The 12557-nt window shown below is 70.1% G+C and carries 12 protein-coding genes; 10 read left to right on the forward strand and 2 right to left on the reverse strand.

The genetic code is table 11. The annotated features are described in order from the left end of the window. Positions 1–31: 31 nt before the first annotated feature. The 7 genes from HTA01S_RS11165 to HTA01S_RS11195 all read left to right on the forward strand — a co-directional run bounded on the left by HTA01S_RS11165 (position 32) and on the right by HTA01S_RS11195 (position 4746). Entirely contained in the window at positions 32–952 is a 921-nt protein-coding gene (locus HTA01S_RS11165; protein WP_068170984.1) for a 2-hydroxyacid dehydrogenase, read from the forward strand. 76 nt (positions 953–1028) lie between these two features. After that, positions 1029–1442, forward strand: coding sequence for a hypothetical protein (locus tag HTA01S_RS11170; protein WP_068170987.1), 414 nt, complete (start codon positions 1029–1031; stop codon positions 1440–1442). Between the two features lie 40 nt (positions 1443–1482). Then, complete coding sequence (locus HTA01S_RS11175) at positions 1483–2415, forward strand: hydroxymethylglutaryl-CoA lyase (RefSeq protein WP_068171145.1); 933 nt, start codon at positions 1483–1485, stop codon at positions 2413–2415. Between the two features lie 5 nt (positions 2416–2420). After that, entirely contained in the window at positions 2421–3083 is a 663-nt protein-coding gene (locus HTA01S_RS11180) for a LysE family transporter (RefSeq protein ID WP_068170990.1), read from the forward strand. Between the two features lie 34 nt (positions 3084–3117). After that, entirely contained in the window at positions 3118–3642 is a 525-nt protein-coding gene (locus HTA01S_RS11185; protein WP_068170993.1) for a YbaK/EbsC family protein, read from the forward strand. Between the two features lie 5 nt (positions 3643–3647). Further along, positions 3648–3905 (forward strand): DUF1289 domain-containing protein, encoded by a 258-nt coding sequence (locus tag HTA01S_RS11190; protein ID WP_084236028.1) that lies wholly within the window; start codon positions 3648–3650, stop codon positions 3903–3905. A 148-nt stretch (positions 3906–4053) separates the two neighbouring features. Further along, positions 4054–4746: a 2-hydroxychromene-2-carboxylate isomerase gene (locus tag HTA01S_RS11195; protein WP_068170996.1), complete on the forward strand. Its 693-nt coding sequence runs from the start codon at positions 4054–4056 to the stop codon at positions 4744–4746. 193 nt (positions 4747–4939) lie between these two features. Here HTA01S_RS11195 and HTA01S_RS11200 read toward each other — a convergent pair whose 3' ends face one another. Continuing rightward, on the reverse strand, positions 4940–6010 hold the full coding sequence (locus HTA01S_RS11200; protein WP_068170999.1) for a substrate-binding domain-containing protein: 1071 nt from the start codon (positions 6008–6010) through the stop codon (positions 4940–4942). Positions 6011–6100: 90 nt separating this feature from the next. Between HTA01S_RS11200 and HTA01S_RS11205 the strand changes: the two genes are divergently transcribed. The 3 genes from HTA01S_RS11205 (at position 6101) to HTA01S_RS11215 (ending at position 11314) form a co-directional block, all read left to right on the forward strand. Continuing rightward, positions 6101–7852 carry an NADH-ubiquinone oxidoreductase-F iron-sulfur binding region domain-containing protein gene (locus HTA01S_RS11205; protein WP_068171002.1) on the forward strand — a complete coding sequence of 584 codons (1752 nt, stop codon included), beginning with the start codon at positions 6101–6103 and terminating at the stop codon, positions 7850–7852. Next, positions 7849–10740 carry a formate dehydrogenase subunit alpha gene (gene fdhF / locus HTA01S_RS11210; protein ID WP_174545188.1) on the forward strand — a complete coding sequence of 964 codons (2892 nt, stop codon included), beginning with the start codon at positions 7849–7851 and terminating at the stop codon, positions 10738–10740. The genes HTA01S_RS11205 and fdhF overlap by 4 nt, the downstream gene beginning before the upstream one ends. 136 nt (positions 10741–10876) lie before the next feature. Continuing rightward, positions 10877–11314, forward strand: a complete 438-nt coding sequence (locus tag HTA01S_RS11215) for a universal stress protein (RefSeq protein ID WP_068171005.1) — start codon at positions 10877–10879, stop codon at positions 11312–11314. A gap of 22 nt (positions 11315–11336) precedes the next feature. On the opposite strand, the gene HTA01S_RS11220 is transcribed toward HTA01S_RS11215, so the two are convergent. Further along, on the reverse strand, positions 11337–12470 hold the full coding sequence (locus HTA01S_RS11220; RefSeq protein ID WP_068171008.1) for an ABC transporter substrate-binding protein: 1134 nt from the start codon (positions 12468–12470) through the stop codon (positions 11337–11339). Between the last annotated feature and the right edge of the window lie 87 nt (positions 12471–12557).

Raw genomic sequence — 12557 nt, forward strand, 5'->3', positions numbered from 1 at the left:
GCTATTCGTCTTGCCATAAGCTCGCCGCATCATGAACATCACTTTCTGCTGCACCGACACCAAGGCCGAACCCTGGCTCGATGGCCTGCGCGCGGCGCTGCCGGGCGCCACCGTCGAGGTCTGGCAACCGGGTGCGCCGCAGGCCGACCACGCCGTGGTCTGGGCGCCGCCGCAACAGTTCCTGGACGAGCAGCCCGCGCTCAAGGGCCTGTTCAACATCGGTGCGGGGGTCGATGCGCTGCTCAAGCTGCGGCTACCGCCGGGCGTCAAGGTCGTGCGGCTGGACGACGCGGGCATGTCGGTGCAGATGGCCGAATACGTGTGCCACGCGGTGATCCGCCATTTCCGCGAATTCGATGGCTACGAGGCCGATGTGAAGGCCGGGCAATGGTCGTACCGCAAGCCGCGCAACCGCCTGGACTTCCCGGTCGGCGTGATGGGCCTGGGCGTGCTGGGCGAGCGCGTGGCCAAGGCGCTGCGGGTGTTCGAGTTTCCGGTGCACGGCTGGAGCCGCACGCCCAAGGCTGTCGAGGGCGTGCTCACGCACAGCGGCGAGGTCGGGTTCCAGACCTTCCTGTCGTCCTGCCGGGTGCTGGTGAACCTGCTGCCGCTCACGCCCGAGACGCGGGACATCCTCAACCGCGACACGCTGGGCCGCTTGCGGCCACAGGCCTACCTGATCAACGTGGCGCGCGGCGCGCACCTGGTGGAGGCCGACCTGCTGGCCCTGCTGGAGAGCGGCCACATGGCCGGCGCCACGCTCGATGTGTTCCGCACCGAGCCGCTGCCGGCCGAGCATCCGTTCTGGACCCACCCCCGGATCACCGTCACACCGCACACCTCGGCGCGCACCCTGCGCGACGAGAGCATCGCGCAGATCGCCCGCAAGATCGTGGCGCTGGAGCGCGGTGAGCCGGTGGCCGGCGTGGTGGACGCGGCGCGGGGATATTGAGTCCTTTCTGAGACCGAGACTGCACAATAGCAAGGCTTTGCATTCGTGTTCGTACAAGAAGTCTCAGGAGGAAAACATGTTCAAAGAACCGATGGGAGAGCTGTGCCCGCCCGCCGTGCGCCGCCCGCCCGTGCCCCAGGTGTTGCGAGAAGCGCTGAAGGACCACCCTTCGCTTATCACCGAGTTGCAGCACGCCTTGAACCAGATCGAGCTCACACCCACCATGAACAAGACCCAGCGCTTTGATCTGTTCGAGCGGGCCACCCTGTCGCTGGAGGGCCGGTTGGAAACCTTCATGGCCCGCGCCCAGGCCGAGCTGCTGGCGGCCAACGCGGTGGGCGATGGCATCGCTGCCGCCAAGGCGAGGGACAAAAAGGCCCTGATGTTGCGGTGCCGGGGCGAAGGGCACCTGGAACTCATCGGATTTTTTGACCTCAGAACACTCCCGCCCGACACGGCCGACCTGCACGCTGGCGCGGCGCAGGGTTGACCGGCGCCGGCCAACCACCCACACCACCCGGATGCCCACCATGCAAACCCCGATCCGCACCCCTGCCACCCTGCCGTCGCTCGTCGAGCTCGTGGACGTGGGGCCGCGCGACGGCCTGCAGAACGAAAAGCAGCCGGTGCCGGCGGCGGTCAAGATCGAGCTGGTGCACCGTCTGCAGGCGGCGGGTCTGAAAGAGATCGAGGTCACCAGCTACGTGAGTCCGAAGTGGGTGCCGCAGATGGCCGACAACACCGAGGTCATGTCCGGCATCCAGCGCCTGCCCGGCGTGCGTTACTCGGTGCTCACGCCCAACCTCAAGGGTTTCGAGGCGGCGCTGCGTGACCAGCCCGACGAGATCGTGGTGTTCGGCGCGGCCAGCGAAGCCTTCAGCCAGAAGAACATCAACTGCTCCATCGCCGAGAGCATCGAACGCTTCGCCCCGGTGGTGGACGCGGCCCGCGCCGCCGGCATTTACGTGCGCGGCGCCATCTCCTGCGCGGTGGGTTGCCCGTACGAGGGCTATGTGCCGCCGGAGAGCGTGAAATACGTGGCCACGCTGATGAGCAGCATCGGCGTGCAGCACATCGGCGTGGCCGACACCATCGGCGTGGGCACGCCGCTCAAGGTGCAGCGCGCGCTGGACGCGGCCTTGTCGGTGTACACGGTGGACGACATATCCGGCCATTTCCACGACACCTACGGCCAGGCCCTGGCCAACACCCTGGCGGCGCTGGAGATGGGGGTGTGGCAGTTCGACACCTCGGTGGCCGGCCTGGGCGGCTGCCCCTACGCCAAGGGCGCCACCGGCAACGTGGCCACGGAAGATGTGGTCTACATGCTGCACGGCATGGGCATCGAAACCGGCATCGACCTCGACGCCCTGGTGGACGCGGGCCAGTACATCAGCGAACAGCTGGGGCGGCCCAGCGGCTCGCGCGTGGCGCGCGCCCTGCTGGCCAAACGGGCGGGTTGAGCACCATGGATCTCAACGTCTGGCTGGCTTTCTTTGCCGCGTCCTGGGTGATCGCGGTGTCGCCCGGTTCGGGTGCGGTGCTGTCCATGAGCCACGGCCTGGCCTACGGTGTGCGCCGCGCGGGCGCGACCATCGTGGGGCTGGAGCTGGGCCTGTCGGTGATCCTGCTGATCGCGGGTGTCGGGGTGGGTGCGCTGCTGCTGGCCTCCAGCACCGCGTTCCTGGTCGTCAAGGTGTTGGGCGCGGCCTACCTGATTTGGCTGGGCTGGAAGCAGTGGCGCGCGCCCAGCGGTGCCGCACAACTGCCCGGTCCCGATGCGGCCGGCAGCGCCCCGGCGGGCGACGCGCACGGCCTGCCTTCGGTCCGCGAGCGGCTGCTGACCGGCTTCATGACCAACGTCACCAACCCCAAAGGCATTGTCTTCATGGTGGCGGTGCTGCCGCAGTTCATCGACCCGGCCCGCGCCCTGTGGCTGCAGTTGCTGATCCTGCTGCTGACCTCGGTCGGGGTGGACGTGCTGGTGATGCACGGTTACGCCTTCCTGGCCTCGCGCGCCAAGGCCTGGCTGGCCACGGCCCGGGCCCGCCGCGCGCAGAACCGGGTGTTTGGCGGCGTGCTCATGGCCATGGGGGCGAGCTTGCTGGTGGTCAAACGCGCGGCCACATGACGCGGCCCGGCCCGGGCCGCTACCATTTCCGACCATGAGCGAACCATCCCCGAACACCCTTGATCTGCCTGCCGGCGTGTTGCGCGTCACCGAAGCACTGGCCGCGCTGGGCCATGCCCACACCCCGGTCATGCTCGACGACGCCGCGCGCACAGCCCAGCAGGCCGCCGACGCGCTGGGCGTGGCGCTGGGCCAGATCGCCAAGAGCATCATCTTCCGCCGCAAGAGCGACGACGCCGCCGTGCTGGTCATCACCTCGGGCGACCTGCGCGTGGACGAGAAGAAGGTGCAGGCCATCGTCTGCGCCGAGGGCGGCAAGCTCGGCCGCGCCGACGCCGATTTCGTCAAGGCGCGCACCGGGTTTTCCATCGGTGGCGTGTCCCCGCTGGCGCACGCCACCGCGCCGGTGACGCTGATCGACGACCAGCTGTTCCGCTTCGACGTGATCTGGGCCGCCGCGGGCCATCCGCATGGCGTGTTCCGCCTCACGCCGAACGACCTCCAGCGGCTCACCGGCGCGCCGGTGCATGACGTGACCGCGCTGCCGCCCACGCCCTGACCCCCATGCTGTTCAAGAAACTGTTTTCGCGCCGCGCGGCGCCCGCGCCCAGGCCGCTGATCAACCTCGACGACGCGCGCGCCCGCCACGTGGACCCCGAGGTGCCCTCGCCTTGCATCTCGGTGTGCCAGATGGACCCGGCCACCCAGCTGTGCAGCGGCTGCTACCGCACGTTGGAAGAGATCGCGGCCTGGAGCACACTGGACGACCCGCAGCGCCTGGTGGTCTGGGAGCGCATCGAGGCGCGCCAGACGGCTGGATGACCCCCCCGCCGCGCTTCGCGCGACCCCCTCAAGGGGGCGGCACTGGCCGTCCGGCAAAGCCGGCCCGGCGGTGCCCTGGGCTCCACCACTTCATGCGCTGCGGAGTGGCGCTCCGCCACCGTGACATCCTGACTGTGGAGACCTACCCATGAGCACCGACACCCTGCACGACATCAGTTTCTGGTACGACCCGATCTCGCCCTACGCCTACCTGGCCTTCGAGCGCCTGCCCGAAGCGCTCATGGGCTTGAGCGTACGGGTGCGCTACAAACCGGTGCTGTTCGCCGCGCTGCTCCAGGCCCACGGCCAGCTCGGGCCGGCCGAGATCCCCACCAAGCGTGACTGGACCTACCGCCAGATCGGCTGGCTCGCGCAGCAGCATGGTGTGCCGCTGGAGCTGCCGGCCGCGCACCCGTTCAACCCGCTGGCACTGCTGCGCCTGGGCCTGTGCACCGCCACCGACGAGGCCCCAGGCGAGACCAACCGCTATGTGACCGAGCAGCTGTTCCACCACGTCTGGCGCGGCGGGCATCACGCCACCGACCCGGCGCGTCTGGCCGCGTTGCAGACCCTGCTGCAGGACCACATGGTCCAGCGCCAGAAGCCTTGGGCCGCGCCGGACAGTGCGCCCGTGAAACAGCGCCTGCGCGACAACACCGACGCGGCGCTCGCGCTCGGCCTGTTCGGCGTGCCCGCGCTGGTGGTGGACGGCCGCGTGTTCTGGGGCCACGACGCCCTGCCCATGCTGCGGGCCTACCTCGATGGTGACGCCTGGTTCCACTCCGGCGCCTGGGAGGCCGCAGCCCGCGTGCCGGTGGGCGTGCAGCGAAACCCCGCCTGACCGGGGCGCCGGCCCCGGCGCCCTGTCGGTCTCAGAGGCTGAGAGTTTTTCGGGCGTGTCCGAGCAACGCGCCAAAACGGGCCCAATCAAGGCGCAAAGCACAGCCATAGCACGGGCTATGGCGCGCATTTGCAACGCGGAGTGGGTGCGTTTTGGCGTGGTGAGCGGGCATGAGCGAAAGACTCTCAGCCTCTCAGTCCGGAAACGCCTCTTCCAGCGTCAGCACCCGCCCGGTGTCGGCGGCTTCGTAGCCTTTGAGCGCCGCGACCCGTGCGCGGAACGCGGGCGACTGCAGCACCGCCAGCACCGGCCTGAGTTCGTCGCGCTCCAGGGCGCTGGCCGAAACCGCGAAAAAGTAGCGCTCCTTGAGCAGCGGGATGAAGTGCAGGCCGAAGCGGTGCGCTGCAGTCTGCACGCCGATGCCCACGTCGGCCATGCCGCTGGCCACAAAGGCGGCGACGGCGGCGTGCGTGAGTTCGGTGTTGTCGTAGCCGGCGATCTGGCGCGGCGCGATGCCCTGGCGCTGCAGCAGCAGCTCGGTTAGCACCCGCGTGCCCGACCCTTCGGGCCGGTTCACGAAACGCAGGCCCGGGCGGGTGAGGTCGCCCAGGCCGTGCAGGCCCAGCGGGTTGCCGGGCGCCACGAACAGGCCCTGGGTGCGCACGGCCAGCTGCACCAGCCGGTGGGTCTCGGGCCGCAGCCAGTGCAGGTAGCGCTGCGCCGCCGCGGCCTGGAACGTGCCCAGCGGCACGTGAAAACCCGCCAGATCGCAGTCGCCCTGGGCCAGCGCGGCCACGGCCTCCAGGCTGTTGCGGTAGCGCAGCTCCACCGCCACCTGGCGCGCCGCCAGTTGCTCGCGCAGCGCCGCCACCGCGAACCCGTGGCTCGCGTGCAGGCGCGGCGCACCGCGCTCGCGGCGCTGCACGCGCCCGAGCGCGCCTTCCAGTTCCGAGGCCAGCGACTCCAGCAGCGGTTGCAGCCGCGCGCCGATGCGGGCGTCGGCCCAGATGAGCTGCTGGCCCAGCTCGGTCAGCAGCGAGCCGCGGCCCCGCCCGCGGGTGAGCAGCGCCTGGCCGAACAACTGCTCGGCCTGCCGCACCAGGCCCCAGGCGTGCCGGTATGACAGCCCCAGGTCGCGCCCGGCCTGCGAGATGCTGCCCGAGTCCTGCACGGCGGCGAGCAGGCGCAGCAGGGTATTGGCGTCGAGCGCGGCGGCGTCTTCGTGGCCGATGCGCCACTGGGGCTGGAGGGTGATGCGCAGCATGTGGGCAGGGGTTTCGTGGGGCGGGGGAAACGACCGACTTTATGAAATTCTGAACATATTAAATCCCCCCTCCGGTGCTACGCTGAATCCATGACAAGCAGCCCCCACGAATCGCGTGCCACGCCGGTCACGCCGGTGATCCCCATCCGCCCCGTCGGGGCACCTGGCCGCGCCCGGCCGCGCTTCACGCCCAAGGGCCGGCAGGTCCTGCCCGCGGCCAGTGCGCGCGTGGCCGCGCTGTGCGAGGGGCTGGCGCCGCGGGCCGATCTGCTGATCGAGCACCTGCACCGCCTGCAGGACGCCGAGGGCGCGCTGCGCCACGGCCACCTGGCGGCGCTGGCCGAGCGGCTGCGCCTGAGCCAGGTGGAGGTGTTCGAGGTGGCGAGCTTCTACCACCACTTCGAGATCGTGGCCGACGACGCGCCCGTGCCCGCCACCGTGGTGCGGGTCTGCACCAGCCTGTCGTGTTCGTTGGCGGGCGGTGCATCGCTGCTGAGCGATCTGCAGGCCCGTCTGGCGGGCAACGGCGAGGTGCGGGTGCAGGCCGCGCCCTGCATCGGCCAGTGCCACCAGGCGCCGGCCGCCTGCGTGGGCCAGCGCCAGCTGCCGCACGCCAGCGTGGACGAAGTGCAGGCCCTGCTGGCCCGGGGCGAGACCGGGCCGCGCGAGCTGCCGGTGCCCACCGCGTCGGTGCTGTCGCAGCTGCAGCGCCTCTTGTCGGGCGCGCTCACGCCCGAGCAGGTGCTGGCCGAACTCAAGACCTCGAACCTGCGCGGACTGGGCGGCGCGGGTTTTCCGGCCTGGCGCAAGTGGGAAACCGTGCGTGCACAGCCCGGGCCGCGTTATATGGTGGTGAACATCGACGAGGGCGAGATCGGCACCTTCAAGGACGGCCACCTGCTCACCAGCCTGCACGGCGGTGCGCCCCAGGTGCTCGAAGGCATGCTGATCGCCGCGCAGGTGGTGGGCGCCGAACGCATCTGGCTCTACCTGCGCGACGAATACCACGACGCGCGGGGCCTGCTGGCGCGCGAGATCGACGCCCTGCGCACCCGGCTGCAGGGCCTGGCCGCGCAATACCCCGGCTACACGCCGCCGCAGATTGAGCTGCGGCGCGGTGCGGGTGCCTACATCTGCGGCGAAGAGTCGGCGCTGATCGAATCGCTGGAGGGCAAACGCGGCATGCCGCGCCTGCGCCCGCCCATTGTGGCCACGCACGGCGTGTTCGGTCGCCCCACGCTCGCGCACAACCTGGAGACGCTGTGGTGGCTGCCCGAGATCCTGGCCCAGGGCGGCGCCTGGCTGGCCGCGCAGGGCCGGCGCGGGCGCAGTGGCCTGCGCCGCTTCTCGGTGTCGGGCCGCGTGCGCCAGCCCGGCGTCTACCTCGCGCCCGCCGGCATCACGCTGCGCGAGCTGATCGATGAACACGCCGGCGGCATGGCCGAGGGCCACACGCTGTACGCCTACCTGCCCGGCGGCGCGTCGGGCGGCATCCTGCCCGCGGCGCTGGCCGACGTGCCGCTGGACTTCGACACCCTGGCCGAACACGGCGCCTTCATCGGCTCCATGGCGGTGGTGGTGCTGGGACAACACGACAGCGCACGCGACGCCGCGCTCAACCTCATGCAATTCTTCGAACACGAATCCTGCGGCCAGTGCACGCCCTGCCGCGCCGGCACCACCCAGGCGGTGAGGCTGATGCAGGCCCCGGTGTGGGACGCGCCGCTGCTCGCGGAACTCTCGCAGGTGATGCGCGACGCGTCCATCTGCGGCCTCGGGCAGGCGGCACCCAACCCGATGGACTCGGTGCTGCGGTTTTTCGCGCACGAGGTGAGCGCATGAACGCCCGCGATCTGCCCCCGGGCATGGCGCCCGTCGCCTTCACGCTCAACGGACAGCCGGTGGAGGCCGCGCCGGGTGAGAGCCTTCTGAAAGTGGCGCAGCGCGTGGGCATCTCGATCCCGCATCTGTGCCACAAGGACGGCCTGCGCAGCCCCGGCAACTGCCGCGCCTGCGTGGTCGAGGTGGCGGGCGAACGCGTGCTCGCGCCCTCGTGCTGCCGCGCGCCGCAGCCGGGCATGGTGGTCAGTACCGACAGCCCGCGCGCCGCCGCGGCGCAGAAAACGGTGCTGGAACTGCTGCTGGCCGACGCGCCCGACACCACGGCGCTCAAGCACGACAGCGAGCTGGCGCACTGGGCCGGGCTGGCCGGCGCTCAACCGGGCCGCTTTCCCTTGCGCGCCGCATACGCCGTTCGCCCTGAGCCCGTCGAAGGGCGCACCCACACTGCGGCCGGGCTTCGACAGGCTCAGCCCGAACGGTGGGGTACTGACACATCGCACCCGGCCATGACGGTGAACCTCGACGCCTGCATCCAGTGCACGCGCTGCATCCGCGCCTGCCGCGAGACGCAGGGCAACGACGTGCTGGGGCTGGCGTTCCGGGGCGGCCATGCGCAGATCGTGTTCGACCAGAACGACCCCATGGGCGAGAGCACCTGCGTGGCCTGCGGCGAATGCGTGCAGGCCTGCCCCACGGGCGCCATCGCCCCCGCCAACGGCGCCTACGCCAAGGCCTCGCAGCAGCGGGTGGACTCGGTCTGCCCCTTCTGCGGCGTGGGCTGCCAGATGAGCTACCACGTGAGCAACGGCAGGATCGAACACGTGGAGGGCAAGGCCGGACCGGCCAACGAAGGGCGTTTGTGCGTGAAAGGCCGCTTCGGCTTTGACTACGCGCACAGCCCCGAGCGCCTCACGCGGCCCCTGATCCGCCGCGCCGACGCGCCCAAGGACCCCGCCAGCGTGATGCATCGCGACTGGCGCGAACTGTTTCGCGAAGCCACCTGGGACGAGGCGCTGGACGCCGCCGCCACCGGCCTGCGCCGGGCCATGGCCAGCACCAGCGCGCGTGGCCGCCAGGGGCCGGTGGCGGGTTTCGGCTCGGCCAAGGGCACGAACGAAGAGGCCTACCTGTTCCAGAAACTGATCCGCTCCGCTTTCGGCACCCACAACGTGGACCACTGCACCCGCCTGTGCCACGCCTCCAGCGTGGCCGCGCTGATGGAGGGCCTGGGCTCGGCCGTGGTCACCAACCCGCTGCGCGACGTGGTGCACGCCGACGTCGTGCTCATCATCGGCGCCAACCCGGCGCAGAACCACCCGGTGGGCGCGACCTGGATCAAGAACGCGATCCAGCAACGCGGCATGAAACTCGTGCTGATCGACCCGCGCCGCACCGAACTCGCGCGCCAGGCCTGGAAACACCTGGGTTTCAAGTCCGGCACCGACGTGGCCCTGCTCAACGCGCTGCTGCACACCATCATCTTCGAGGGCCTGGCGAACACCGCCTACATCGAGCAGCACACGCTGGACTTCGCGCGGCTCAAGGCCCATGTGGCCGATTTCAGCCCCGAGGCCATGGCGCCGGTGTGCGGCATCGACGCGACCACCCTGCGCGAGGTGGCACGCGCCTACGCCACGGCCGGCAGCGCCATGATCCTCTGGGGCATGGGCGTCAGCCAGCACACCCACGGCACCGACAACGCGCGCTGCCTGATCGCGCTCTCGCTCATCACCGGTCAGATCGGCCGCCCCGGCACCGGCCTGCACCCCCTGCGCGGGCAGAACAACGTGCAGGGCGCGAGCGACGCGGGCCTGATCCCCATGGTGCTGCCCGACTACCACCGCGTCTCCGAACCCGCCGCGCGCGCGAAGGCCGAACGGCTCTGGGGCGTGCCCGCCGGCACGCTGGGCAGCGAGCCCGGCCTGACCGTGGTGGAGATCGTCAACGCGGCCTACGACGGCCAGATCCGCGCCATGCTGATCCAGGGCGAAAACCCCGCCATGAGCGACCCCGATGCCCACCACGCCCGCGAAGCCCTCGCGCGGCTGGACCACCTGGTGGTGCAGGACATCTTCCTGACCGAGACCGCCTGCCTGGCCGACGTGGTGCTGCCCGCCACCGCCTGGCCCGAGAAGACCGGCAGCGTGACCAACACCGACCGCTGCGTGCAGCTCGGCCGCAAGGCCGTGCCGGCGCCGGGCGAGGCGCGGGCCGACGCCTGGATCACCGAGCAGCTCGCGCGCCGCCTCGGCCTGGGCTGGGCCTACGACGTCGCGCCCGACGGCACGGCCAGCGTGGACGCAGACCACGGCATCGGCGCCGTGTTCGAGGAAATGCGCGCGCTCATGCCCAGCATCGCCGGGCTGTCGTGGGCGCGGTTGCAGCGCGAAGGAGCCGTCACCTACCCGGTGGACAACGAGAGCGACCCCGGTCACCCGGTGGTGTTCACCGACCATTTCCCCACGCCCACCGGCCGCGCCACCCTGGTGCCATCCGCGCTCACGCCGCCGGCCGAGACGCCCGACGCCGATTACCCGCTGGTGCTCATCACCGGGCGCCAGCTCGAACACTGGCACACCGGCAGCATGACACGGCGCAGCCAGGTGCTGGACGCGGTGGAGCCCGGCCCGGTGGTCAGCCTGCACCCCGAAACCGCGGCCCGGCTCGGTCTTGTGGCGGGCGAAGTGGCGCAGGTGCGGTCGCGGCGCGGCAGCGTGGCGCTGGCGGTGCGGTTCGACGCGGGCATGCCGCGCGACACCGCTTTCATCCCGTTCGCCTACGCCGAAGCCGCGGCCAACCTGCTGACCAACCCCGCGCTCGATCCGGTGGGCAAGATCGCCGAGCTCAAGTACTGCGCGGTGGATGTGCGGCCGATGAAGGCAAACTGATACGGCATGAACGCGGCGCTCATCTTGACGCGTCTCAAGCACCGCGCCGTGCCAGACCGCTAAGATGGGTTTCGCGAACGTTGCGGCAACACCGTGGCGTTTTCCTTCAACAACTTCCCCCATCAGGAGGCATGCCATGTTCAAGAAAATCCTCGTCCCCACCGACGGTTCCCAGCAGGCGGCCCGCGCCTCGACCATCGCCGCGCGGCTGGCCAAAAGCCAGGGTGCCCAGGTGGTCGGTGTGTATGTGATCGATCCGTTTCCCTACATTGGCATTGGCGACGCGTCGGCGATCGGCCTGCAGGCCTACCTGACCGAGGCCAAGTCGGCCGCCGGCCAGGCGCTGGACGCGCTGGGCAAGGTTTGCGCCGACGAAGGCGTGCCCTTCGTCGGGGACACCATCGAACGCAATGTGGTGTACGAGGGCATCCTGGAAACCGCCGAGGCGGAAGGCTGCGACCTCGTGGTGATGGGCTCGCACGGCCGCCAGGGCATCAAGGCGCTGATCCTGGGCAGCGTGGCGCAGAAGGTGCTCACGCACGCCAAGGTACCGGTGCTGATCGCCAAGTCCTGAACGTCCTGGCGATCCGAGGGCGTCACCGTCTGAATTTGCCGGTGGCGTCCACGATGGACAGGTCGGCAAAGTCCAGCCCGGTGTGGTTCGTGGGGCTGTAGCTGACCGACAGTCCGCCCAGGTTGAAGTTGCGCAGGCCTTCGAGCGCGTCGCGCAGCGCCACCGGCGTCGGGTTGGGACCGGCGCGCCGCAGGCCTTCCACCAGCACCTTGGCCGCGGCAAAGCCTTCCATCATCGCGGGCGATACCCCGTCCATGCCCTTGGCCTTGGCCAGGTCCAGCGCTTCCTTGATCAAGGGATACGCCACCGAGCGCTCGTTGGGAAACACCTGGGTCACGATCACGCCGCGCGCGTGTTCTCCCAGCAGCTTGATGAAACCCTCCGAGGCGTTGTTGGAGAGCGTGACGATCTGCGCACGCGAACCCGCGGCGCGGATCGCTTTCACCGCGTTGGCCGTGTTGCCGGCCGAACCGATGATCATGACCGCCTGGGCGTTGCTCTGGTGGACCTTGGGGGCCAGTTCGGCGAAGTCGGGTTTGTCGCGTGGGAACTTGTCCTGCAGCACCGGTTTGATGCCCGCTTTGGCGAAACCGGCCAGTGCGCCCTTGGCCGAATCGGCGCCGAAGGAATCGTCGGTTTCCAGCACTGCGATGCGGGCGATGCCGATGCTGGCCAGATGCTCGATGGCCTTGGCCGCCTCACGCTGGTAGGTGGCGCGCACGTTGAACAACCAGGGGTGGACCGGATCGTGCAGCGCCATGGCGCCGGTGCTCGGGCCCACCAGCGGCACCTTGAGCTCGCTCAGCAGCGGCAGAAGGGCCTGCGCATGCGGTGTGCCGCGGTTCAGGAACAGGGCCAGCACGTTTTGCCGGGTGACCAGCTCGCGCGCGGCTTCCACCGTGAGTTTCGGGTCGAACTTGTCGTCCACCGAAATCAGCTCGATCTTCTGGCCGTTGACGCCACCGCGCGCGTTCACCGCGTCCAGATACAGCTTGGCACCCTCGGTGTTCTCCTTCACGCCGGCCGCCACCGAGCCGGTGAAGCCCGAGGGCTGGCCAATGCGCAACTGGGCCCATGCGGGCGCGCTCAGGGCGAGCAGGGCCGCCATGCCCCAGGTGGTCAGCGCACGGCGCGTGCCCGATGTGGCAGTTTTCATGGGTTTGTCTCCGGTTGTATCTGTCCAATGGGGGAGTCTGGTGAGTTCGCCCGGGCACTGCATTGTGGATATTACCTACGCGGTCTC

The organism is Hydrogenophaga taeniospiralis CCUG 15921, assembly GCF_001592305.1.
Classification (GTDB): Bacteria; Pseudomonadota; Gammaproteobacteria; order Burkholderiales; family Burkholderiaceae_C; genus Hydrogenophaga; species Hydrogenophaga taeniospiralis.